Annotated in this window: 22 protein-coding genes; 9 read left to right on the top strand and 13 right to left on the bottom strand. The window is 59.3% G+C overall.

The window, feature by feature from the left end:
• Positions 1–5: 5 nt before the first annotated feature.
• Positions 6–749, bottom strand: coding sequence for a DNA topoisomerase IB (locus tag ACQQZ8_RS13690; protein WP_431710356.1), 744 nt, complete (start codon positions 747–749; stop codon positions 6–8).
• A gap of 132 nt (positions 750–881) precedes the next feature.
• Here ACQQZ8_RS13690 and ACQQZ8_RS13685 point away from each other — a divergent pair, with 132 nt between their 5' ends.
• The gene (locus ACQQZ8_RS13685) at positions 882–1,652 is read left to right on the top strand and encodes an IclR family transcriptional regulator (protein ID WP_431710355.1); all 771 of its coding nucleotides are present in this window, start codon (positions 882–884) and stop codon (positions 1,650–1,652) included.
• Positions 1,653–1,765: 113 nt separating this feature from the next.
• On the top strand, positions 1,766–2,953 hold the full coding sequence (locus ACQQZ8_RS13680; RefSeq protein WP_431710354.1) for a benzoate/H(+) symporter BenE family transporter: 1,188 nt from the start codon (positions 1,766–1,768) through the stop codon (positions 2,951–2,953).
• Positions 2,954–3,031: 78 nt separating this feature from the next.
• Here ACQQZ8_RS13680 and ACQQZ8_RS13675 read toward each other — a convergent pair whose 3' ends face one another.
• The gene (locus ACQQZ8_RS13675) at positions 3,032–4,156 is read right to left on the bottom strand and encodes a YkvI family membrane protein (RefSeq protein ID WP_431710353.1); all 1,125 of its coding nucleotides are present in this window, start codon (positions 4,154–4,156) and stop codon (positions 3,032–3,034) included.
• Between the two features lie 804 nt (positions 4,157–4,960).
• Between ACQQZ8_RS13675 and ACQQZ8_RS13670 the strand changes: the two genes are divergently transcribed.
• The 3 genes from ACQQZ8_RS13670 (at position 4,961) to ACQQZ8_RS13660 (ending at position 7,842) form a co-directional block, all read left to right on the top strand.
• On the top strand, positions 4,961–5,563 hold the full coding sequence (locus ACQQZ8_RS13670; protein WP_431710352.1) for a cysteine hydrolase family protein: 603 nt from the start codon (positions 4,961–4,963) through the stop codon (positions 5,561–5,563).
• Between the two features lie 81 nt (positions 5,564–5,644).
• On the top strand, positions 5,645–7,333 hold the full coding sequence (locus ACQQZ8_RS13665; protein WP_431710351.1) for a long-chain-fatty-acid--CoA ligase: 1,689 nt from the start codon (positions 5,645–5,647) through the stop codon (positions 7,331–7,333).
• Entirely contained in the window at positions 7,333–7,842 is a 510-nt protein-coding gene (locus ACQQZ8_RS13660; protein WP_431710350.1) for a hypothetical protein, read from the top strand. Before ACQQZ8_RS13665 ends, ACQQZ8_RS13660 begins: the two co-directional genes overlap by 1 nt.
• 140 nt (positions 7,843–7,982) lie before the next feature.
• Here ACQQZ8_RS13660 and ACQQZ8_RS13655 read toward each other — a convergent pair whose 3' ends face one another.
• From ACQQZ8_RS13655 to ACQQZ8_RS13615, 9 genes are all read right to left on the bottom strand, one after another.
• Positions 7,983–9,713 (bottom strand): NERD domain-containing protein, encoded by a 1,731-nt coding sequence (locus ACQQZ8_RS13655; protein ID WP_431710349.1) that lies wholly within the window; start codon positions 9,711–9,713, stop codon positions 7,983–7,985.
• An 82-nt stretch (positions 9,714–9,795) separates the two neighbouring features.
• A complete protein-coding gene (locus ACQQZ8_RS13650) occupies positions 9,796–11,379 on the bottom strand; it encodes a dipeptide ABC transporter ATP-binding protein (RefSeq protein WP_431710348.1) in 1,584 nt (527 codons plus the stop codon).
• The gene (locus tag ACQQZ8_RS13645) at positions 11,376–12,173 is read right to left on the bottom strand and encodes an ABC transporter permease (protein WP_431710347.1); all 798 of its coding nucleotides are present in this window, start codon (positions 12,171–12,173) and stop codon (positions 11,376–11,378) included. The genes ACQQZ8_RS13650 and ACQQZ8_RS13645 overlap by 4 nt, the downstream gene beginning before the upstream one ends.
• Positions 12,170–13,102 carry an ABC transporter permease gene (locus tag ACQQZ8_RS13640; RefSeq protein ID WP_431710346.1) on the bottom strand — a complete coding sequence of 311 codons (933 nt, stop codon included), beginning with the start codon at positions 13,100–13,102 and terminating at the stop codon, positions 12,170–12,172. Before ACQQZ8_RS13640 ends, ACQQZ8_RS13645 begins: the two co-directional genes overlap by 4 nt.
• 6 nt (positions 13,103–13,108) lie before the next feature.
• Positions 13,109–14,767, bottom strand: coding sequence for an ABC transporter substrate-binding protein (locus tag ACQQZ8_RS13635; RefSeq protein WP_431710345.1), 1,659 nt, complete (start codon positions 14,765–14,767; stop codon positions 13,109–13,111).
• 121 nt (positions 14,768–14,888) lie between these two features.
• Complete coding sequence (locus tag ACQQZ8_RS13630; RefSeq protein ID WP_431710344.1) at positions 14,889–15,497, bottom strand: NAD(P)-dependent oxidoreductase; 609 nt, start codon at positions 15,495–15,497, stop codon at positions 14,889–14,891.
• A gap of 108 nt (positions 15,498–15,605) precedes the next feature.
• Positions 15,606–16,466 (bottom strand): formylglycine-generating enzyme family protein, encoded by an 861-nt coding sequence (locus ACQQZ8_RS13625; RefSeq protein ID WP_431710343.1) that lies wholly within the window; start codon positions 16,464–16,466, stop codon positions 15,606–15,608.
• A gap of 61 nt (positions 16,467–16,527) precedes the next feature.
• Entirely contained in the window at positions 16,528–16,857 is a 330-nt protein-coding gene (locus tag ACQQZ8_RS13620; RefSeq protein WP_431710342.1) for a DUF202 domain-containing protein, read from the bottom strand.
• Positions 16,854–17,234 carry a YidH family protein gene (locus ACQQZ8_RS13615; protein WP_431710341.1) on the bottom strand — a complete coding sequence of 127 codons (381 nt, stop codon included), beginning with the start codon at positions 17,232–17,234 and terminating at the stop codon, positions 16,854–16,856. The genes ACQQZ8_RS13620 and ACQQZ8_RS13615 overlap by 4 nt, the downstream gene beginning before the upstream one ends.
• Before the next feature lie 169 nt (positions 17,235–17,403).
• Between ACQQZ8_RS13615 and ACQQZ8_RS13610 the strand changes: the two genes are divergently transcribed.
• Positions 17,404–18,540, top strand: coding sequence for an acyl-CoA dehydrogenase family protein (locus ACQQZ8_RS13610; protein WP_431710340.1), 1,137 nt, complete (start codon positions 17,404–17,406; stop codon positions 18,538–18,540).
• A gap of 12 nt (positions 18,541–18,552) precedes the next feature.
• Here the strand turns inward: ACQQZ8_RS13610 and ACQQZ8_RS13605 are convergent, their stop codons facing one another.
• On the bottom strand, positions 18,553–19,221 hold the full coding sequence (locus ACQQZ8_RS13605) for an NUDIX hydrolase (RefSeq protein ID WP_431710339.1): 669 nt from the start codon (positions 19,219–19,221) through the stop codon (positions 18,553–18,555).
• A 257-nt stretch (positions 19,222–19,478) separates the two neighbouring features.
• On the opposite strand from ACQQZ8_RS13605, the gene ACQQZ8_RS13600 reads away from it, so the two are divergent.
• Positions 19,479–19,877, top strand: a complete 399-nt coding sequence (locus tag ACQQZ8_RS13600; protein ID WP_431710338.1) for a hypothetical protein — start codon at positions 19,479–19,481, stop codon at positions 19,875–19,877.
• 299 nt (positions 19,878–20,176) lie between these two features.
• On the opposite strand, the gene ACQQZ8_RS13595 is transcribed toward ACQQZ8_RS13600, so the two are convergent.
• Positions 20,177–21,520, bottom strand: a complete 1,344-nt coding sequence (locus tag ACQQZ8_RS13595; RefSeq protein ID WP_431710337.1) for an MFS transporter — start codon at positions 21,518–21,520, stop codon at positions 20,177–20,179.
• Positions 21,521–21,678: 158 nt separating this feature from the next.
• Here ACQQZ8_RS13595 and ACQQZ8_RS13590 point away from each other — a divergent pair, with 158 nt between their 5' ends.
• Complete coding sequence (locus tag ACQQZ8_RS13590; RefSeq protein WP_431710336.1) at positions 21,679–22,551, top strand: shikimate dehydrogenase; 873 nt, start codon at positions 21,679–21,681, stop codon at positions 22,549–22,551.
• On the top strand, positions 22,552–24,387 hold the full coding sequence (locus ACQQZ8_RS13585) for a bifunctional sugar phosphate isomerase/epimerase/4-hydroxyphenylpyruvate dioxygenase family protein (RefSeq protein WP_431710335.1): 1,836 nt from the start codon (positions 22,552–22,554) through the stop codon (positions 24,385–24,387).
• Positions 24,388–24,392 lie beyond the last annotated feature (5 nt).

Here is a 24,392-nt window from a genome sequence, read left to right as displayed (position 1 = left end):
ATAATCTAGTGCGATGCGGGTGCCCCAAAGGTGCGAAAATCCTTGGCGGAGAACTCTGGGCCGAGATATTCGTGCAGGTAGGCGTTGACTTGTTCGCCGCGCACCAGACGGTATTTGCCCGCTCCGTTATGGATGCGGAAAAACTCGTGACCCGGCTGTTGTTCCAGCTCGCGCAGGACGGCGAGTAGTTCAGCATCGCGAACCTGTAGCTGCTGCGGTTGCCCACTTTTGCCAACAAAGGCGAAATCCGCGGCGTGCGCGGAAAAGTTGGCGTGGCGTCGACGCAAAGTGATGGCCCCGAAGGAAGCATACTCGGCGGTATAGCGCGGATTACCCAGCCGCAGCAGGTGCAAATCAATGAGCCGGATCAGGGCCGCGAGCACCTTCTCTTCTGGTAAGCCGGTTCGGCGCAAATCTCGACGAAGTTGGGTACGTAGTGCCGGAAGGTGTGAGCCAAATTCGGCTAGTCGAGCGAATTTGGCACGGTCTTGACGGTTGCGAAATTGTTGGTGGTAAATGGCTTGGCGGCGCCCGGCGGCATCGATACCTCGGGCCTGGACCTTCCCGGTGGAGGAAGCGGATATTTCCACGTGCTGCCATGCCGGAGGAATCGCCAACTTGGCAATGCGTTCGAGAGTTTGTGCATCGCGGATGGTGCGGCCGTGGCGACGGTACACAAAATCCCCGTCGCGGCGGATCCTTTCGATGGGGTCGCGCGGTGAGCGCGACCGCTTAGCCCCTCCACTCATCTCAAACCTCTCTTAGCGCATGTGAACTGCATTTTATGGGCAGAAGGCGCGGCTCAGATAGTGGGCTCAGCAAAATAACAGCGAGACTTCATGAGCTGCTGCCTTGCGGTGCCACTCGTCCATAATATGAGCATGACAATTTCACATCCCGGAGCACAGGTGGTGGGACGCTTGGCGCAGATTTTGCGGGTGGTCAGTGCCTCGATGCCTTTGGGGATCAGTACCTCCGAAGCTGCTCGACGTAGCGGGCTTCCGCGGCCCACGGTACACCGGTTGTTGGCGGCGCTGTCTGCGGAGGGATTCTGTGACCATGACCGTCGCACCGGACAGTGGATGTTGGGTCCAGAACTGTACCTTATGGGGTCGGTCGCGGCCGAGCGCTATGACATCAGCGAAGTGGCGCGTGAGCATGTGATTGCCTTGGCCGAGCTGACCGGCGAAAGCGCCTTTCTCTCGGCACGCCGCGGTGATGAAACAGTCTGCTTGCTGCGCCAAGATGGGTCCTTCCCCATTCGCTCCTTCGTGTTGCATGAGGGGCGACGTTTTCCCTTGGGTGTGGCCTCGGCCGGTATCGCCATCCTCGCCTTCCTTCCCGAAGCCAGTGTGGAACACTACCTAGAATCCAACGATTTCAGTACCGAATACGGGCAAGTTCATGATGCGCAACATCTGCGTCGGAAGGTGCAAGAAACCCGCCGTTTGGGTTACTCGGTGAACCCAGGATTGATTGTGGAAGGTAGCTGGGGGATGGGTGCTGCGGTCTTTGATGCGTCGGGTCAGCCGGCGTGGGCCCTGAGCATTACCGGCATCGAATCGCGTTTTGCTCCCGAACGGCAGCCTGAACTGGGGCGGCTGCTTTTGCAACACGCCCATGAGTTATCCCAGAAGCTCCGGCATCGCTGAGGAGGCGGCCGCGAAACACCGAGGCTCACCTGCGCTGCGGTGCACGCTGACTTACTCTTCTCTTAAGCCGCAGTGAATTCGGTAATGTTCGTGCGCACGGGTAGAAAGTGAGTATGCGACCTCATTCAACTGAGCACAGTGACGGCCTTGGCCAAGCGATACTCGCCGGACTCGTCACCACGATGGTGGGATTTGTTGCCTCCTTCGCAGTAGTCCTGGCCGGGTTATTTCAGGTCGGTGCCACTGCGCAGCAGGCGGCCTCAGGTCTGTTGATTCTGTCGGTTTGCGTGGGGTTGACTACCATCGTGCTCAGTCTGCGTCATCGACTGCCGATCAGTATTGCCTGGTCCACACCCGGCGCGGCGATGCTTGCCTCGGTGGCCCCGGGCGAGTTTGGTTTTGGCCAAGCGGTGGGTGCGTTTATCGTCGCCGGAGTGCTGATCATGCTCACCGGACTGGTGCCGCTCTTCCAGCGCTGGCTGCGGCAAATTCCGGTCCCGCTGGCGCAGGGGATGCTTGCGGGGGTACTCATCCCGTTGTGCCTCAAACCCTTTACCGTGTTGAGCACCATTCCGGTGCAGGGTCTGGGAATTTTGCTGGTCTTTTTCCTCGGGCTGCGTTTATTGCCCAAATTTGCCACCGTGCTCAGCATGATTGCCGCAGTGGGATTCGGCTTGTGGCATATCGGAAGTCACGGGGCGTGGGAGCAAATCACGGTCATGCCGGAACTACATTGGGTGACCCCGGAGTTCTCCTGGCAAGCCATCGCCAGTATCAGTGTGCCGTTGTTTATCGTCACCATGGCTTCGCAGAATATCCCCGGGGTCGCGGTACTGAAATCTTTCGGTTACACCGTGCCGTGGCGTTCGTCGATGTTGCTGACCGGAGCCGGAACCTCGGTGGGGGCGTTATTCGGTGGGCACGCGATTAATCTCGCGGCCATTACGGCGGCTCTGGCCGCCGGTGATCACGCGGGCAGCGATGCTTCGCGGCGCTGGCGCGTATCGCTTAGTGCCGGAGGATTCTATGTGGTGTTCGCGGGCCTCGCAACGCTGATCGTTTCGGTTGCGAGTGCCTCGCCGGAAGGTTTGTTCCAAGCCGCGGCGGGTCTGGCATTGCTGGCCACGCTGGCTAATTCATTGCTAGGGGCCATGACCGAGGCAGCGTGGCGGCTCAGCGCTTTGGTCACGGTGTTGGTGGCCGCGAGTAATTTGACGATCTTTGGGATTGGCGGAGCATTCTGGGCGCTGTTAGCAGGACTGTTCACACACATCGTGGTTGAACGCACCGCCCGTGACTAACTGGTGATTGCGCAGGTGCCGATGGGCATGACGAAAGGCTAGGGATTTTCTAGCCCCTAGCCTTTCGTAGACATGTCGTTAGATTTTTTCGCGACGCACCAGCCGGGTGAAGGTCTTGACCAGCATCAGCACCAGCAGCAAGATGCCGACGTACCCATTGATGACGTACACCAGGTTCACCATCTGGGAGAACGGAATCAGCAGACCGATGATGGTTCCTAGGATCGCCAGCGCGATGGTCAGGTACTTGAAACGCGGGGTCTTATCCGGAAAGAAGCGCGAGGAAACGGTCCAGAGCAGCGGAACCGCGGTGGTGTAGATTCCGGCCAAGATCATCACCGAAATGGCGGCGGCCACGAACGGGCCGATCTGCGAGGCCAGGATCAGCATCGGGATTTCGGCCCCGGCCACCTGATCAAGATTCGCCAGCAATCCGAGTCCGACAATCACACAGGCCAGCGAGAAGGCGGTCGAGCCCAGTATGCCACCGGAGGCTGCCTCCCGTTTACTCCGTGCTGTTTTGCCCAGCGCGGTGAGGAAAGCGGCCAACCACAACATGCAGAAACCAACATAGGACAGCCCCGCCATGAACCAATTGGACGATGCCCGGGTCAGGTCCAACGAAGCGACCAGGGAATTTCCGGTGGCGATGCCCTCCGGGTTGGAGAAGATGCCGACGAGACCAAGTGCGATGGCTATGATGACGATCAACGGGCCGATCTTACCGATGACATCGACTAGGCTCTTGAGCCCGAACCACACGCTGATTCCCACCGCCAGAGCTAGAGCGATGCCGCCGAGGTACTTTGACGCTCCGTAATGCTCCTCCACGACGGCGCCGGCCCCGGCAACCATCACGGTGAAGCTGAGGAAGACGAAGAGGATCGAGAAGTAGTCGAAGAAGGTGCCGAGGTACTTGCCACAGTAGTAGTGGAAGATCCGCGAAGGCTTGTCGAACTTTTTCGCGTTACCCACCACAAAGAACTCGACTGCCACATAGGTCATCAGGATCAGTACTAACGCGCCGGTTCCGAAGATGCCCCAATAGCCGTAGGAGGTGAAATATTGCATGATTTCCTGCCCGGTGGCGAAACCGGAGCCTATCAGGAAGGCGATGATCGCCCCGGCATAGGTCAGAGCACGCAGGAAGCTAGTCTTTTCTACCGTGGCCAAATGGGCCCGGGTAGGTGTTTTTTGAGTCATATCTCGCCTGAAAGTCCTTTGAACACAGCCATCGACACCTGATAGCTGATTAATGCACGATTGATATATCAGTAACGTAGATCACACTATTCGCTCACTGTGATGCAGTCAACAGTTTTTGTGAAAAAGGCTGCGTGGTGAGCGGGGATGACACACGCGTAACCGGATTCAGGGCACTTTTGAGTAGTGAGAGGAATTTTCTGTGAGCCAAGATCATCACTCTGGGAACCGCCGCTGGGCCACGCTGGTTGAGCGGTCAGAACGGCGGCAAGCGTGCCGGAAGTGCCGCCGTCATTGTTTGGCGAGGCCGCATACCTTGTGAATGCCTGAACCGGAATGGGTAACCAACTGACGCAGGCCGGCTTCACCCCTGGCGATCTGCGGGGAATCCTCCTGGCCCGGGGTGCAGGCAATTGCCCTCAGTGAGTCCACGAGCCGAAGTTCCGCCGCAACTGCTGTTCCTACAGAACGCGACCCCGAGCGCCGACTCGATGTTCAGTTAACGATGCCTTGCGATGCTCGCCAGTGGATTGTTTCAAGGTCCGGGATATTCAGCTCCCGGCGGGTACCGGGAACCACCAGAGCGTAACTCCGCCGGCCTTTGAACCCTTCGAAATTTACCGCGATGAGCCGGCTTCGGCCACCGCCACGAAATACTGCAACTGGCGCAGGGTGTAGTTGATCACCTAGCCAGTCTATGGCTCCAGTGGGCAGAGTGCCCGGTTTCGCTAGGCGGCACAGTGCTGGAAACAGTCTGCTGACTGGGCAAGGATGGGGGAGAAGCCCTCGACCAAGGAGTAACGCATGAGCACTTTGAATCCAGCCCAGACTGCTCTGTTAGTGGTACACCTGCAGCACGATATTGTTTCGGCGGGCACCGCCTTCGGCTCGCTTTTCAACCCCCAGGTCATCGAGCGCAAAGTCATCGAAAACTCGGCTCGCGCCATGGAAGTGACCCGTGCCGCTGGGGGAACTGTGGTGCCCTTGAAGATCGATTTCGACGATGATTACGCGGATGCGGTTGAGACCATCCCGCTGCTAGCCATGGCTAAACAGGCCGGAGCGCTAAAGCGTTCGCAGCCCGGCGCGCAGATCGTGGATGAGGTTCGGGTGCAGGACACCGACTTGGTACTGGGACACCAGCGCCCTGGCCCGTTCACCGGTACCGACCTGCATGCGCAACTGCAGGCCCGCGGGATCAAGCACGTGGTGGTGTGCGGTGTGGCTACCAACGCCTCGGTGGAAGGTGCGGTGCGGCAGGCATCGGACTTAGGCTATGACACCTATGTACTCACCGACGCGTGCTCGGCCGCGGATCTGGCCGCACATGAGGCGGCGCTGGGTTCGATGTCACTGTTCGGCCAAGCGCTCACCGTCGCGGAACTAGCCACCGCGCTGGGTAAATAATCCGTGAATCCTTCCCCGCGCGGCCAGCTATGTCGCGCGGGGAATGGGCAAGCAGCGGAAGAACAAGGCAAAATAAGAGATATGCAGAATATGTCGGCACAGCCCTGGACCGTCAACTACCAGCCAGGTGTCCCTGAAACCATTGAGTTGCCCTCCGAATCCCTGAGCCACATGTTTGCCCGCTCGGTCGCCCAAGCCGGGGATAGCCCGGCCACCGAATTCTTTGGCCGCCAACTAAGTTACGCCCAGATCGGCGAACAGGTTGAGCGCGCGGCCGAGGGGCTGCGTAGACTCGGCGTTAAGCCCGGGGATCGGGTGGCTCTCGTTTTACCGAACTGTCCACAACATGTGGTGGCCTTCTACGCCGCGTTGCGTGTGGGTGCCGTGGTGGTGGAGCACAATCCGCTCTACACCTCACGCGAACTGCGCCACCAGTTCGAAGATCATCAGGCCCGGGTGGTCATCGCTTGGGACAAGGTAGTCCCTGCGCTGCAAGAGTTCCCCAAAGATGTTCCGCTGGACACCATTGTGGCGGTCAACCTACTCGATGCGTTCCCCACGATCAAACGCCTCGCGCTGAACCTGCCGGTGAAGAAACTGCGCGAAACCAAGGCCACCTTGACCGGGCGCACCACCGGCACCATGGCCTGGAAGCAGTTGTTAGCCGCCGAACGTTTGAACCCCGAACATCCGATGCCGCAAGTCACCGACCTGGCGGTCATTCAGTACACCTCGGGGACTACCGGTCATCCGAAGGGTGCGATGCTCACCCATTACAACCTGTATTCCAACGCACTGCAGGGTGAAGCCTGGATGCAGGGCGCCGAGGAACGCAAGGAAATCCTCTACGCGATCCTGCCCATGTTCCATGCCTTTGGGATGACGCTGTACCTGACTTTTGGGATTAAGAAGCAGGGTCTTCTGGTGCTTTTCCCGAAGTTTGATCCACAAATGGTGTTGGATGCCTGGAAGAAGTCCCCGGCTAGCGTGTACTGCGCTGTCCCGCCGATCTATGAGCGCACCGCGATGGCCGCCAAAGAACAGGGAATTTCGCTGAAGTCGGCAAAGTTCTGTATTTCCGGAGCGATGAATCTGCCTGACCATGTGGTCGAACTCTGGGAGTCGCTTTCCGGTGGGCTGCTCGTGGAAGGGTACGGGATGACCGAATCCTCCCCGGTGGCGTTGGGCAACCCCTTCCACCCCTCACGCCGTAACGGCACTATCGGTATTCCCTTCCCTTCAACGCTGATGAAGGTGGTGGATCTGGATGATCCGGACAAGGTGGTGGCTCAGGGTGAACCCGGTGAACTGCTGATATCAGGGCCGCAGGTATTCGAAGGATATTGGAATAACCCGGAGGAGACCGCCAAGGCACTTACTAAGGATGGCTGGCTGCGCACCGGGGACGTGGTCACCGTGGACGAGGCCGGCTTCGTCACCATCGTGGACCGCGCCAAGGAACTGATCATCACCGGCGGTTTCAACGTGGCCCCGACCGAGGTGGAGATTGCGTTACGTTCCCACCAAGATGTGTTCGATGCGGCAGTGTTCGGCAAACCGTTAGAGCGCGGCGGGGAAATGGTGGTAGCCGCCATTCAACTGGATGAAGGTGCGAGCTTGGATGAGCAGGCGCTGCGCGAGCATTGCCGCGAATTACTCGCAGCTTACAAGGTGCCCAAGCGGATTGTGGTGATCGATGAGATGCCGCGCTCGCTGCTGGGCAAGATCCTGCGCAAACAGGTACGCGAACAGATGCTCGACCGGCTCTAATGCCAGCATTCACCGCCCGTACCGGGATTCTGATCCCACACACGGTCACGGATCTGACGGAATTTAGCGCCAATTATGAGCGGCAGCTGGTCTGGGTGGAACAGGATCCGGCCGGTGCTGCCGCTCAATATCGCTCCCGTACGATCCGCAACCCCTTCGGGGGCGACGGGGTGGTGTGTCTGAAATATCGGGGCGAGGAACTCTTGGGTCCGAAATATTGGGATGATGTTGACGGAATCTGGAATGCGCTAGTTGAGATGACAGCAGGCTACCTTTCCAGCGGATCCGGGCAGGGACTACTTGACGGTCAGCCGGTAAACCTCATTCTCCAGCGTGCCGGCCGTTCAGCCATTTTCGGTGTGGCTGAGAAGCGCTTCTGGATCGATCCGGCGGACTTCATTGCACCGCTACTCGATGCGGCTCAAGCTCATTTTACGTGGCATCGTGACCAGGTAGGACGCGGGGAGAACGGAATGCTCCAGCGGATTTCCCGTCTGCGCGAGGCCTAAGGCATCCACCCCTGCCAGATAGTCAGCTAGAGGGTCGAACCCCGCTCAGGTGCGGCCGCGGCCCACAACATCATGTTCCTGAGAATACTTACACCATCAGCAGCGTCAGCTAGAAGGATCCTCTGGCGGCAAGAGCCCAGCTACTGACTGAACTTTAAGGCACCGTGGCCAAGACCCGGTGGCGCGGCAGCAAGATCCGGTGCCCAAGTCGTTGCCCCGTGCAAGGCGCCGTGCAGTTCGGTGCCACAGGCTTGGGTAATGAGCTGTTGGTCACCGACCACCACGAGCAGGCTACGCGCCCGAGAGAGTCCCACGTAGAGTGTTTCTGCGGCGCGAGCCATATCCTTAAACCCGTTCACACAGAGGATCACTACCGAGCGTTCCAGTCCCTTGAAGCCAAGAACATGGCCGTAGAACTCCTCTTGATCGGCATGGAACCCTTGCCAGTAGTCGCTGTCGATCGTCCTGGCATCGTAGTGATCTTGGTGAATCGGATGGCGGCTCTTGGTGGTGAGCAACGCGATCTGGTTATTCGCCCAGCCCTCGGTGATCAGCGCATCGACACAGTCTGAAGCCACATCGATGGCATCGGCCGTATCGCACTGCACTACCCGGACCGGCAACCCATCCCCGCCGCGCGGGGCGAAATGTTCGCCCAACATCGAACGAAAAGTGGCCGCAATTTTGCGGGTGTTGCGTAAGTTTTCATCGACGTGGATCGGCACCAAGTCCAGGCTCTGGCCGAAGGAACCGCCCAGTGGTTCCCCGTCCCAACGACGGTACACATCTTGCCGGCTGTCCATGAAAGCGTAGATCTGCCCGGACGCGGGGTCCTTCATACAGGCCAGCATAGCTTCCCACCATAGCGGCGCAAAATCTTGAGCCTCATCGACGATTACCGCATCGAGTTTCTGATCGAGCGGCAAGGTCGCGGCCTGCTCGATCAAGAGTTGCGGCATCCGCTGATCGAAGTAGTCCTGACCTAACCCGTCAGCCACGCCCAACGACGTTGCGTAGGCGTGGAATTCGCCGGTATGCACGGGTTTATTCTGCCGCCACTGCTCAACTTGTCTGCTCAGGTATTGCCCCAGACCCTTGTTATAGCAAAAAAGCCCGACGCGTTGCCCCTGCGCACACAATTCCTTGGCTTTGGCCACCGCCAACCAAGTTTTACCGCTACCGGCGCCACCCAAGAATCGCACTCGTTGCAGCGAACGGGTGGACGACAACAAGGTGGCCTGCCGGACGGTGAGGTGATCCTGGACGGCCTCCAGCTCCCGTGAGTTGAGCTTCTGATCCGAAGTAGCGTCCAGAGTCCCGGTGATTCGAGTAATCAGTCGTTCCATAAAATCCGGGTTGAGCCCGGTGAAGGCACCACCCTGAGCTTCGATGGCCTGCCGAATCGCACTGGCCGGAGCTATCAGGTCATCGGCATCCAGCACCAGTTCCCGGGGGATACCCGCAGTTACCCAGTCATTGGGAATATGGGTGTAGGGGAAACAAACGATATGGGCGAAACGACTACTGAGTCGGGTGCCAGAGTGCTGATCTAGCCACTGTTTCAGCGCGTGCGCGGCACCCTGAACCTGCGCCATCGGATTTTGGATCGGATGTTTGCCCTTCCTATCGGACTGGTACCACTGGCCCCCGGTAAGCGAGACTTGCCCACCCTTGACTTCAATAGCCGCTAAACCGACTCCCGGCCAAGCCACCAGCAGGTCGATCTCATGCTCCGCCGAACCGTGGCGCACCGGCACCGAATGCAGCAGCACCACCTCATCAGGTAGCGCCTTGCGCAGCCGGTCCCACACATCGCGTTCGGCCGACTGATGATCCCCAAAATCGGGTTCGGGCGGATACAACCGGGGCATGGTTCCTCATTTCCCTCGCGGTTTTGGACCTTAGCCCGATCCTATAGATCAAGGGCGATGAAATAGCTGTATTCCAGACGTATTACTTCAATCGGGGGACTGCGCTGAGCAGGCGCTGCGTGTATTGAGCCGTGGGGTGAGCGAAAACCTCAGCGGTGGGTCCAGTCTCAATAATTTTGCCGCGGTACATCACCGCGACGGAATCGCTCATATGCTCAATCACGGACAAATCATGGCTGATAAATAGGTAGCTGGTCCCGGTCTCCAGTTGGATCTTATCCAGCAGATCCAGCACGGTGGCTTGGATAGACACATCCAATGCGGACACCGGCTCATCCAGTACCAGTACCGCCGGTTGGGGAGCCAATGCGCGGGCGATGGCTAAGCGTTGGCGTTGCCCACCGGAGAGCTGGTTCGGGTAGCGCCCGGTGAGCCCGGGATCCAGCTCAACCTGTTCCAGTAGGCCGTTCACCTGCTCCCGGTAGCCAGCGACCCGCCGGGTGCGTCCGGAACTCAGCGCATCGGCAAGCAGCCCACCGACCGTGTAGCGCGGGTCGAAAGAGCCCAGTGGGTTCTGATAGATCGCGCCTAATCCGCGGCGCAACTTTCGGCGGGAGGATTCGCGTCGTGGAGCGAAGTGTTCTCCCAGCAGGCTCACACTCCCGGTATCCGGGCGTTCCAACCCCAGCACCAACCGTGCGGTGGTGGTTTTCCCGGAGCCGGACTCACCCACAATTCCCAGGGTTTGGCCTCGAGGCAGTTCAAAGCTGACCGCCTCTACTGCTTGGTGGCCGGCGAAGGACTTAGCTAAATTCTCTGCCCGCAGTGCCGGGGGTTGGCTGGCTTCGATGGCTACCGGCTGCTGCTTTTTGGTGCGCTCAGTAGTGGAGAGCGGGGTAAATCGCGGCACCCCGGAGGGGATGGCGCGCAGCAGGGTGCGAGTGTACTCATGGTGCGGGTCATTCAGTAGCTGCGCGGTGGGCCCGGTTTCCACAATTTTTCCGGCGCGCATCACCGCGATCCGGTCCGCTAGCTGAGCCACTTGGGCCAGATCATGACTGATCATCAGCACCGCGCGGCCGGAATCTTTAATCTGTTGGAGCTGTTCCAGCACCAAGGCGGTGAGCTGAGCGTCAAGTGCGGTGGTGGCTTCATCGGCGATCACCACCTGTGGGTCGTTGATCAGGGCTTGGGCAATCAGGGCGCGCTGGCGCATTCCGCCGGACAATTCGGGGCTGCGTTGTGTGGCCCGGCGTGCCGGATCGTCCATCCCCACCTCACCCAACATGGCCACCGCGCGGCGGTTACGTTCGGTACGAGAGGAGATCTGCCTGAGCGCATCGGAGATTTCCCGGCCCACCGGACGTAGCGGGTCCAGTGCCATCAAGGCGTCTTGGAGCACCATGGCTACTTGTGAACCGCGAATGGCACGCCACTGCGGATCGGTGAGGGTAGTTCCATCGCTGCCCAACACCCGCAATTCGCTGGCGCTGACCATGCCGCCGCTGAGCCCCAGCAAGCTGCGTGCGGTCACCGATTTGCCGGATCCGGATTCACCGACCAGTGCCAAACATTCCCCGGCATGGAGCTGGAAGCTGATCTGGTCCACCACCGGAGCGGCGTCGAAGCGGATCGACAGATCCTGCACGCTAATCAACGCGCTCATACAGGATTCACCTTTCCGCCCAAGGCGCGGCCGATCATGGTGGTCCCGGCCGCAACGAGCACTATCGCCAGCCCGGGGAAGAGACTCAGCCACCACGCCAGATGCAGGTAGGTACGTCCGGCAGCCAACATGGCACCCCATTCGGGGGCCGGCGGGGGAGTGCCCAAGCCGAGGAAGGATAGCGCCGAAGCCCAGATCACCGCCTGCCCTACCCCTAAAGTGAGCAAGGCCAACAGTGGACGCAGGGCGTTGGGGATCAGGTGATTTCCGGTGCGCAGCAAGGTGCCGCGGCCCAGCACGGTAGCGGCTTGGATCATTTCGGAGTCCTTCAGCGTGCGGATCTGACTGCGCACTAAGCGGGCATAGCCCGGGGCGGTGGAAAGCCCCACCGCCACAATGGCCGGTCCCACCCCGGGGCCGGTGAAGGCGATGATCAATAGCGCCATCAGCAATGAAGGGATCGCGTAAAGTGCTTCAAGAATCCGCAAAATGATCTCATCTAACCAGCGCGGAGCCAAGCCACTGATGGTTCCGAAAACGATGGCAATTCCCATTCCTAGCCCGGTGGCTGCCACCCCGATGAACAAGGAATCCCGCGCTCCGTGGATGACCCGGGTCATGACATCGCGCCCGGATTCATCGGTGCCCATCGGGTGCGCCCAGTTCGGGGATTGGAAGGCCGCGGCCGGATCGATAGCTAGCGGATCGCCGGGGGCCAGGAGCGTGGGGAAAAGTGCGACGAGTAGCCAGAAACTGATGAACAAGAGGCTGAGGATTTTTGCTAAGCGACTCATGATCGCGCTCCTGCGGGGTGAATGACTTTCTCGATGCCCTCGGTCAGGGCCATCACCGCCATGTAAATGGCCGCGGCGAATAACGCGATACCGGTGACCATCGGTATATCTCGGGAGAGCACCGCCGAAAGTAATGCCCGGCCTAACCCGGGGCGGGCGAATACAGCTTCGACTACTACCGCACCGGAGAGCAGCGAGGAAAACGCCCAACCGGTCATGCTCAGTGCCGGCAGTGCCGCATGACGTAACCCGTGCCGCCAGAATACCTGTAGCCGGCTTTCCCCGCGGGCTCGGGCTGCCAAGGAAAATTGGCTGCTCATCGCGGTAGACAGCGAATCGCGCATGAGCTGGGTGAGGAAACCTGCTAAGGGCAGCGCGAGGGTGAGTACCGGCAGGATAAGTCCCGCAGCACTGCCGTTATCCACTGCGGGCAGCCAACCCAGGGTGGAGGAAAAGAGCATAATCAGCACCGCGCCGAGCCAGAAGTGCGGGACAGCGGCGGCAATGATTTCAACTGAGTTGCCAAGTAGCGCCCCAAAGCGCGTAGCACGCAAGGAAGCCGCGGCGAAGCAGAGCGCGAAAACCCAGGCGGTCATTAGTGCCAGCAGGGACAAGCTGATGGTTTGCGGTAATACCTCACCCATGATCTCCAGCACCGGGTCACGCAGGGCGTAGGAGGTGCCGAAATCTAGACGGATCAGCTTGCCCAGAAACATCTGGTATTGCACGAAGACCGGCTCATCCAGCCCGTATTCGGCGCGAGCCGCGGCCAAGGCCTCCGGCGAAGCTTGGGAGCCGGGTCCGCCCATAATTGCTTCGGCCGGATCGCCGGGGATCAGCCGCACACCGATGAAAATGGCTGTGGCAACCAGCCAGAGCACCACCGTGGCGCCGGCCAGCCGGCCGGCAGCCCAGCGAAGCATACCCATGTGGACTTAGTTCTTGAGGAACACGTCGTGGTAGATCGGCGAGGACACCGCGGTGGTAGCACCCATTCCGGCCACGTCCTTGCCATAGAGGAAGTGGTTCTGCTGGTCATAGAGCGGTAGAACGTAGTAGCCATCAAGTACTAGCTGTTGCGCCTGCTTGTAGAGTTCTTCACGCTCGGCGGCGTCATTGGTTTGCTCGGCTTGGGTTAGCAGCTCATCAACTTGTTCGTTGGTGACTTGGGCGTTATTGGCGAAGTAGCCCGAAGGTGCCGGGGTGGTGGAATCGGAATGGTAGAGGATCCGCAAAACGCTCGGACCAACCTTGGTATAGGGGGCAGAGACGAGATCGTATTCGTGTGCGGCCAAGGCACCGTACCAGCTAGATAGATCCAGCAGCTGAAGCTTCACTTCAAAGCCGGCCAGTTTAGCCGAGGCCTGGATCTGCTCGAACAAGGACTGTTCGGCAGGGACCGATTGGTTGGTGGAGACCGGGAAGTTCAGCGACAGTCGCTGCCCATCCTTAACGCGGTAGCCCTCACTATCGCGTTCGCTCCAGCCAGCCGCATCCAACAGCTGGACGGCCTTGGCCGAATCAGGGCTAAAGAGGGACTCGTCGGAGATCCCCAGTGGCTCCACTGAGGAGAGCAACGAGTAGCTGCGTGGAGCGGTGGCGAAGAACAGCGAATCAATGCCAGCGTTGACATCCAGCGAACGGATGAAGGCCTCGCGCACGGCCGGGTCATCGAACGGTGCCTTGGAGCTATTTAGTTCGATCCGGTTTGCGGCCCCGGGGCGTGGGGCATCCAAATGTCCTAGGCCTGTGCCTTCGGCCGAAGCGATGGTGTCCGGTTGCGCGTTGTCGATGACATGCACTTCACCGGACTGCAAGGCGGCGTAGCGGGTGGCGGCTTCGGGGATGAAACGCCAAGTGATCCCATCCAGGTAGGCTGCATCCGTGGTGCGATCCGGATCAGCCACCGGCAGGACATAGTCCTCATAGCGGGTCAGGTTCACCGATTCTTGGTGCTTCCATTCGGCAACCTGGAACGGTCCGGTACCGACCGGGGCTTCGCAGTTAGTGGTCTGGTCACGTTCCAGTGCCTGCGGGGACTGGATCGCGGTCCATGGCATGGACAGGGATTCGAGCAGGGCATTATCCGGGGCCGAAAGGTGCAGCTTGGCGGTAAGCTCGTCAACCAGCTCAATTTCGCCCACCTTGCCCACGGCCAAGTAACCGGTAGAGGACTTGGTGTCCGGGTTCTGCAAATGTTCGATATTCGCCTTGATGGCCTCGGCGGTCAGTTTCTGCCCGTCGTGGAAGGTGATTGAATCGCGCAGCTTGATCGTGCGGGTCAGTCCGTCTTCGGAGACTTCGGTGGACTCGGCCAGCCACGGAATAATCTGGCCGCTGGCATCTTTGGTGAACAGGGACTCTAGGTACTGCGAGGCCACTAGAGCCTGTGGGTAGTTGCCGCCCACATGCGGGTCCAGACAGGTCGGCTCGGCATCACCCGAGGCGTAGATCAACGTGCCACCGCTGGTCGGACTCGCTTCCTCCGCCTGTTCGTTGGGATCAGCCGTGGAACAGCCTGCCAGCAAAGCCGTGAGCAGTGGTAGGGCGATCACGCCGGTCAACAGGCGTCGAGTACGAAAAGTTCTTTGCAAAGCTAACCTCGCGGAAAAATAATGATGTTTATTTGCTGTTTCAACCTTAGCCACCTCAAAGCAAACTGGGCGGGTTGGGTATGTTAGATCACATTCCCTTGACCCGCCCAGTAAAGCTGGTTTATCTTTCGCTGGCCACGGTCATCCGACGGTTTTCATGTACCGGTGTTTCCAGTTCGTCCAGAATCGCGACCGCGAAATCTTGCGCGGAAACGAAGTCGCCGGCCGGGGAATCGGTGCCCAAGGTGTAGCTTCCGGTGCGCCGGCCCGGAGCGATGACCGGTGCAGGAGCCGCCACGGTCCAAGTGATTCCAGAGACCGAGGTGAACATGTCATAGACCTCGGCACAGGTACTTGCTTCGGCCTTGTACTCCTCAGGGAAGCCCGGGGTGTCAACCAGCCGCACGCCGCCGACCTCGGTGGCTCCGGCGCCACCGATCACCAGCAGACGGGCCGGGATCAACGTTTCGGTGATCTCCTCAAAAGCATCCAAGTATTCCTGATGCTCGCCACCGGTGCGCGATGGCGGCACGGCGATGACCACCGCATCGTGGCTGGCGCCCAGGTCACGGTAGGTCTGCGCATCGCTGATATCTGCGGCGCGGGCCGTGGTGTTTTCTACCGGGGTACCCGAACGGGTTACCGCAGTGAGCTCATGCCCGCGGGTCAGGGCCTCGGCAACAATCTGGCTGCCGACCATACCGGTGGCTCCGTACACTGCGATTTTCATGCTGGTCCTTTCGGGACGTGGAACGATGGGTCTTGATACCGATGGTATCTTTCACGACTTCACGAACCGGAATGATATGACACAAACCGTTGCCGCGTCGGCTTGCTATTAGCTCAGCGAACGAACACAACGGAAACCGATGTGGGTGGTTGCCGAATCTGGGCTCTGGGCCGAGCGGGCCGCGGGACGGTAACGCAGGCAATATTCCGGGGCGCATAAGTGTGAACCGCCTTTGAGCGTCAGATCCGCTCCCGGAACCGGGGTTGCTGGGGTGCACGAGCAGCCCGAAGTAGCGCTGGGCGTGTAGCTGGTGCTTGTCCATTCCCAGACATTACCGATCATGTCGTAGAGACCGTATCCGTTCGGGGCGAAAGACCTCACTGGGGAGGTGCCCACCCAGCCGTTAGCCCCGGTGTTCAGGTAAGGAAATTTGCCTTGCCAGGTATTGGCCAGCAGGTTTTGGGGGTCTTGAGGCTCATCGCCCCAGGCATAGGTGGCGCCAACCAAACCTCCCCGCGCCGCGTATTCCCACTCGGCCTCGGTGGGTAGGCGTTGTCCGCGCCACTGAGCGTAAGCTTGGGCATCTTCATACGCAACCTGCACCACCGGGTGATCCGCCTCGGCCACCGCTGAATGTTCCACCCCGTAGGGGTGACGCCACTGGGCGCCGGGCACCCAGCGCCACCACTGCCGCCAGTCGCTGAGATCCACCGGATGCGTGGTGGGGGTGAAAACCAAGGAGCCCGGCGCACGTTCGGCCCCGCCCAAAGTCGGGAACTGCTCCACCGGCAAGCTGCGCTCGGCAACGGTGCGGTACCCGGTGGCGGCCACAAATTCACCGAACTGGGCGTTGGTGACCGGGGTTAGGTCAATCTCGAAAGTTTCCACAAACGTTTCCCGCACGGGCCCCTCATCGGGGTAGAAAGCGGTGGAACCCTGGAGAAAAGATCCTGCCGGAATTCGGATCATGGTAGCTGTCTCCTCAGAAATATTGATCCTCTTAGCGATTGACTGAACTCAGCTGGGGAAATCAGTGCAAACTCAAGACCAGCACAACCCCACTGACCCCAAGGGCGAGCATCGAGCCGGTCATAACCAATACCGCCACCACGTCGGCGTGAATCTTTCCACCTTCTAAACCAAAGGCCATCCTGCGATAGCGCCTGCGTTGGGAGAAGAAGATACCGCCAGCCAACGCCATGGCAACGGCGATCAGCGCGATAATTCCCCAGCCGTAATGCGGTAGCCAGCGTAAGAAAACGGCCGAGACCACAAGGAAAGAAACTAGGGTGCGGCCCCAAGCCAGCACGGTGCGTTCGGGTTGCAGGCCGGGATCACTGACCGGGATCTGGGGACTCACGAATTCAGCCGATTCAATAGAATCAGCGCCACCGCGGCGATCGCTGCGGCTACCGCGCCGAGCCCGAGCAACGGAACGATGGCCGGAATCGGTAACGGCCTGCCCACGCGCATGCTGCGTTCGACACGAATCCAACGGAAGCCGGCACCGGCGGCAATCAGGAGTCCCACACCGATCACCAGCACCGCCAAGATGGTGCGCAGCGGTGAATCGAAGGCCTGTGCGGTGAACGCTTCTAGCGCGATGCCGCCGGCGAGAAAGGCGAGCGAGGTACGGATCCACGCCAGAAAGGTACGCTCATTAGCCAGGGTAAACCGCGGATCCGGCTCTTGCCCCTCCGGCAGGATCCATTGCGCTAACTTACTGCGTTCCGACATGACTCTCCTCGCTCGACCTCGGGCTCTCTTTTCAGTAAAACACGCCTAGCGATGCCACCGGCTGGTTCATTGCGGAGGCAAGTAATCCTGCGAGCTATATTGCCAGGCAACTATGAGGCCAATGCATGTAGTGTGAGTCACACATACCCTTGTGACCCGGGGGTAAAGCATGTTCGAGCTGACTGAGGACCAACTCTCACTAGTAGAAACGGTGCGTGATTTTGCGACCGAACAGATCGCGCCGCACGCCCTGGAGTGGGATCAGAACCAACACTTCCCAATCGATGTGCTGGCGCGGGCCGGAGAGCTGGGTTTGGGCGGGGTGTACGCCGCTGAGGACTACGGTGGCGCCGGGCTCACCCGCAGCGATGCGGTGCTGATCTTCGAGGAGCTGGCGAAGGCCTGCCCCACCATTTCCGCGTATATTTCCATCCACAACATGGTGGTCTGGATGATCGACAGCTTCGGCACGCCAGCCCAGCGCGAAGCCTGGTTACCGGAAATGATCTCCATGCAACATTTGGGTGCCTACTGCCTGACCGAACCTGCCATCGGCTCAGATGCCGCAGCATTGACCACCCGAGCAGTACGCGACGGGGATGACTACGTGCTCAACGGAGTCAAACAGTTCATCTCTGGGGCGGGAGCCGCGGCGGTCTACGTGGTGATGGCCCGCACGGCTGACACGGGAGCAAGTGGCATCAGCGCATTCCTCCTACCAGCGAAATCTGCGGGACTCTCTTTCGGATCCAACGAAAAAAAGATGGGGTGGAAGGCCCAACCGACCAGGCAAGTCATCATGCAGGACGTGCGTATCCCGGCCACTAATATGCTGGGACTCGAGGGTCAGGGCTTCTCCATTGCGATGAAAGCGCTAAACGGTGGTCGGTTAAATATTGCGGCCTGTTCCTTGGGTGGAGGCCAACTGGCGCTGGAAAAGTCGGTCACTTACCTCAAAGAGCGCGAAGCCTTCGGTGGGCCATTGACCCGCCAAGAAGCATTGGTTTTTAAATTGGCCGATATGGATATGGAGTTGGAAGCGGCTCGCACGCTATTGCGACGCGCCGCCGCAGCTTTGGATGCCAAGACATCGGACGCGGTCAGGCTCTGCGCCATGGCTAAACGGGTGGCCACGGATGCCGGGTTCAACGCGGCTAATAACGCCATACAGCTTCACGGTGGCTACGGATACTTGAGTGAATACGGTCTGGAAAAGATCGCGCGGGATTTACGGGTTCACCAGATCTTGGAAGGAACTAACGAGATCATGCAGCTAATCGTGGGCCGCGGGCTGGTGGAATCGTAGCGGCCGAGCCGTTTATCGGTTGGGGTGCACTGCTGGACGTACCGGGCGCACGGGAAGGATCTGCGCGGAGGATCCCAGCACGGCAGGGAGCGAACCCAGACGGTGCACCGCTTGCAGCGTGGCGCGGGTCGGGGCCATGAGTCGTAACCTTCCGGCGTCGCTAGCACGCAACAGCTCGGTGGTAGTAATCCATTGGGAGGTGGTGGCTTCGGTGGTTTGGTGTTGTGGTTCCTGCCCCGGTTCCAAGCCCGCGACATAGAAGAAGGTATCGAAGCGTTTAGGGTTTCCGCTGGGTGTTACCCAATTTGCCCAGGGTTGCAGTTGCTGGAAAGACAATGTAGCGCCGGTTTCTTCCCACACTTCGCGTTGTGCGGCCGCGGCGAGAACCGAGGCCGCAAAGGCGGCGTGTTCGGTACCCAGATCAGCCACCGATGTGTGCGCCCAACGTTTGGCATGTGCGGTGGCTACCAGATCCGGGACCTGCCCAGCGGCTGCAGAATCTTGTTCATCCACCCGGCCGCCGGGATAGACCACGACCCCTGCTGCGAAATCCATGGTGGTCGCCCGATGTTGGATAAAAACCTCTAATCCCTGGGTTGACTCCCGCAGCATCAGCACACTGGCGGCACGTTGCACCGTATCCGGGGTGTGGGTTTTGAAGGTTGGTAGAGGCTGCTCCATAACTTCAGTATGACCCAGAACATCTGGCTGAGCGTTTTCATGAACGCTCTGCCGGTGCCGGGCGCGGCGGTTCTTCGGTAACAGCGCAGTGCTGGGATATTGCGGCATGGTGGCTATTTGCGGGTAATTCGCGTAGATTCAAAGAACGCTTTGCTCGCACATATGGCTTCGCTCCTCGCAGACAAGCTCTATCCAAGGGTGTGCAATGTGACCGATGGGGATCCCTGATGGTTATTGAGTGTACGAGGAGCAGAGTTTTGTCTATCCGGAACGTGAAATCGCCGGCCGCCGCGGCGGTTCAACTGCTATTGAGCAGCCGAAATGAACGCGATCAACTGCATGCACACGGTTGGAGCGAGGATGTGCCTATTATTCTTGCACATCCCACCGAATTGATCGACGATGTACTGTTGCGGGTTGGCTTGCAGAATCATGCCGTCGTCGTGGCTCTGCTCGATGAAGCGACCCAGCTCGTGGAGTTGGTGCACTTATCCCGTCCCGACCAAGCATTGGAACGCGTCGTAGAAGTTTCATCCACGGGGTACATCACTGAGCTCTTCGACCAGGTGCGCACCGCTAAGTGCATGACCTTGCGTTCGAAGTACTGGCAACATAGTGCGGTGGCTCATTGGATACCCCGTGAAAACGAGCAGTGATCCGTCTAAACAGTACCTAGGGATGCAAGCTCAGGGTCACGAAATTTTGACTGGATAATATTCGGTATGACTGCTGCCGCCGAGATCGATTCGGCGGCAGCGGCAAATCGTGAGATTCCAAAATTCTCTGCCGACAGCTCATGCTCGCTGAGGGACGAGGGCCTTGCGAGTGGTTTAGCCCGGGGAAGCCCGTCAGCTAGCGCTGTGACCTGATGGTTTTGCGCACCGGCATGAAAGATCAGGACGAAACAACAAGAAGCTGGAACCCATCATCTGGGTTCCAGCTTCTTGTTAGAGAGCTAGGCCGAGGTTACCTGTTCTACCTTGTGACCCAACTGATGGGTCGGCACGCGGTAGGTTTCACGGGCGGTCAATGCCGCAAGGCTAGCAATCACTGCGACAGCCGCGGTGAAGAAGCTGATCTGGACCCAGCCGCCGGGTTCCAAACCACCGATGGCCGCTACGATCGACGGGGCGAAACCGGCCAGCAGGAAGCCCAGCTGGGTGCCGATAGCCAAACCGGAGAAGCGAACCTGCGAGGAGAACATCTCAGCGTAGAAACTTGGCCAGACAGCGTTCGCTGCGGCGTAGGCGCAGGAGAAGACCAGAAGCGACAGTGCAAACTGAAGCAGAGTGTTGTCTGATTCCATGGACCGCAAATAGAGAGGCATGAACGCGGCAGAGGCCAGCGCCCCGTAGATGTACACCGGCTTCCGGCCGATCTTATCGGCGAGCATTCCGAACAGTGGCTGGGTGAACAGCGCGCCAATATTACCGGCTACGACCAGCCACAGGGTGACCGATTCATCTAGGTTACCAATGGTTTTGCCATAGGAGATCGCCAAGGTTCCATACACGGTGGAGACCGCGGCGATAAAGGCACAGAGCACCACGCGCAGCACATCGCGCCAGTGGAAGCGCAACAGTACACCTAGCGGAAGCTTGGCGATCTGGTTGTTCTTCTTCGCGGCTTCGAATTCTGGGGTCTCGTGCAGAGTGCGACGGATGAAGAAGGTTACCAGCACCACCACGGCCGAGAGCCAGAACGGAATGCGCCAGCCGATGCCGAACTTGAACTCATCAGGCATGGCTACGACGGGAATGAACACCAGTGCGGCCAGAATCTGACCGCCCTGCGTACCGGTCAGCGTCCAGGAAGTGAAGAAGGAGCGGCGGTTATCCGGGGCGTGTTCCAAACTCAGCGAGGAGGCGCCGGCCTGCTCACCGGCAGCCGACAGGCCCTGCAAGAGTCGAGCGAAGACCAAGAGGATCGGTGCTAGCCAGCCAACCTGATCGAAGGTAGGCAAACAGCCGATCGCGAACGTCGAGACACCCATCAGGATCAGGGTGAACATCAATACTTTTTGACGTCCGATGCGGTCCCCGAAGTGTCCAAGGATTACTGCGCCCACCGGGCGGGCAATATAGGCGAAGCCGAAGGTGGCCAGTGACATCACGGCGGCGTTAGTATCGGCATCCGGGAAGAAGACATGCGGGAAAATCAGTGCAGCGGCCGAGCCGAAGATGAAAAAGTCATAATATTCCACGGCGCTTCCCATGAAGCTGGCTAGCGCCGCCTTCACCGGGGTTCGCTGTGAAGTCTCCGGCGGCTGGTCTGCCGTCGCGGGCTGAGTTCCTGACATAGCGCTACTCCTAAAAATTGCCGAGGCTCTACAAGAATTCTACTTCTGTACGTATAGCGTACACTTGTACGTAAAGCGTTCAGGAAATAGACTAGACCTAAATCACACGGGTGACAATCCCATGAAGGATCGATGTCGTACGAGGCGAAGGAAACGCAATGAGCACCACGGAACAGTCCTATCTGGTGGGTTTGATCGGCGATGGGGTAATGCCGTCGCTGACCCCGCCGCTGCATGAACGGGAAGCCGACGCGCACAACCTGCGTTACCTCTACCGGCCTATCGATCTGACCGAACTGGGACTGCCTGCCGATCAGGTGGGCTCGCTGCTTAGCGCCGGTGCACAATTGGGCTTCAACGCTTTTAACATCACCCACCCCTGCAAACAATTGGTGATCCAACACCTCGATGAAATCAGTGAGAACGCCCGCAACATCGGGGCGGTGAACACCGTGGTAATCAAGGACGGCAAGTTCCACGGCTACAACACTGATGCCTCTGGATTCGGCTGGGGATTGGCCAACACGTTGCCGACGGCCAAACTCGGCACGGTGCTGCAGCTAGGAGCCGGCGGAGCCGGAGCCGCAGTGGCCTACGCCCTGCTAGAAGCCGGGGTGCAAGAACTCTACTTAGTAGATCCGGAAGTCACTCGCGCCGAAGAGCGCGCGGACGCCTTGCGTCAACACTTTGCCGATCGCACTCTCCACGCCAGTACGCCAAGCCAAGTCAGCTCCCTCCTGCCGGTAGTCGACGGTGTGGTTAACGCCAGCCCCATCGGGATGCACCACCACCCGGGCTTGCCGTTGGATGTCAGTGGGCTGGAAACCCGACACTGGGTTGCCGATTGTGTCTACCGGCCAGTGGATACCGAATTGATCAAGGCTGCACGGGCACGCGGCTGTCAGGTTATGGACGGCGGCCAGATGGCCGTGGGACAAGCAGTGGATGCCTTCGGAATCATCACCGGCGAAGCGTCCGACGCTGAACGGATGCGTTTGCACCTACTGGAAATGCTGGAGGCAGGACTCTAAATGCGCACCTCGATTGCCACGGTTTGTATCTCCGGAACCCTCGAAGACAAGATGTTGGCCTGCGCTAAGGCGGGCTTTGACGGAATCGAAATTTTCGAGCAGGACCTGATCGTCAGCCCCAAATCTCCCGAGGAGGTGCGCGCACTAGCGGATCGGCTCGGTTTGAGCCTGGATTTGTTCCAGCCCTTCCGCGATTTCGAAGGGGTGGATGAGCAAACCTTGGAAGCGAACCTGCGCCGGGCTGAACACAAGTTCGCGCTCATGCAACGGTTGGGGATCGACACCATTTTGCTCTGCTCCAATGTGGGCACCGCAACCATCGATGACGATGAGGTATTTGCCGAGCAGATTCGACGCTTGGCGCAGTTGGCTGAGCGCTACTCGGTGCGCATCGCTTATGAGGCGTTGGCCTGGGGTAAATATGTGAACACCTACTGGCACTCGTGGCGGATCGTGCAAATGGTAGACCGCCCGAACGTGGGGTTATGCCTAGATTCTTTCCACATCCTCTCGCGCGGTGATGACCCGGTACGAATTGCCGAAATTCCCGGGGAGAAGATCTTTTTCGTACAACTGGCCGATGCCCCGGTGATGAGCATGGATGTGCTCTCCTGGTCCCGCCACTACCGGGTATTCCCTGGTGAGGGTGGTTTCGACCTAGAGAACTTCATGGTTCATCTGGTGCGTTCGGGCTATGACGGTATTGTGTCACTGGAAATTTTCAACGATGTCTTCCGCCAATCCAACGTGGTGCACACCGCTCTGGACGGACTGCGTTCGCTCACCTGGTTGCAGGACCGCGCCCGGGCGCGACTTGCTCAAGAGCAGGACAATCTGAACCTGGTGGCGCTGCCTACAGCACAACCAGCACTGGGTTTCGACTATGCCGAAGTGCGCACCGAAGATCCGGAACAGATCGCCACGCTGCTCTGGCAGTTGGGGTTCACCTTCCAAGGACAACACCGCCGCAAGCCGGTGCAGTTATGGACTGCCGGGGATGCGCGCATTATCATCAACACCCAACGCAGCAACGGCGTTATCGCCGAAATCTCCGGATTCGGTATTCAAGTTCCTGATGACGTCCTCGCGGCAGATCGTGCCCAGGCCTTGCTGGCTCCTGCGGTGCCACGCACGCGTGCCGGGGACGAGCAAGAACTCAGGGGGTTCCGAGCACCGGACGCCACGGAGGTATTCTTCTCTAGCCCACAGGGCACCGGTGCCTGGCATAACGAATTCGGGACCGGCGCCCAGCAGCCGGAAACCGGGTTAGTGCAGGGAATTGATCACATCAATCTGGCCCAACCCTGGCAAGCCTTTGACGAATCGGTGCTTTTTTACACCAGTACGTTGAACCTTCAGGCGATCGCGGGTACCGAGGTACCGAGCCCCATGGGACTCGTCCGGTCTCAGGTGTTGCGCACGAGTGATGGCCGGGTTCGGCTGGCACTAAATATCGTGCCGAAAGGGCTAGAAGCGGTCATTGAACGCAACCACGAATACCCCGAACATATTGCGGTAAAGACCCAAGACATTATCGCCTTAGCCCGCCGAGCGGTGAGCGCAGGGATGGAATTCTTGCAAGTTCCAGAAAATTACTATGAGGATCTGGCCTCCCGCTACTCCCTGTCCGATCAGGAGCTCAGTGTCTTGCGTGAGCTTAATTTGCTCTATGACCGGGATGAGCACGGGGTGTTCTTGCACTTCTACACCGCCACCGTAGGCAATATCTTTTTCGAGGTGATCGAACGCCGCGACGGCTACGATGGGTACGGAGCACCGAACGCTCCAGTAAGGCTAGCAGCACAATTTGAGCGCAATCGCCTCGCCGGACACTAAAAACC

Origin of the sequence: Glutamicibacter uratoxydans (assembly GCF_050753455.1) — a bacterium.
GTDB classification, from domain to species: Bacteria; Actinomycetota; Actinomycetes; order Actinomycetales; family Micrococcaceae; genus Glutamicibacter; species Glutamicibacter uratoxydans_A.
The sequence above is the reverse complement of the archived record's forward strand: the minus strand, read 5'-3'. Positions and strand labels throughout refer to the sequence as shown.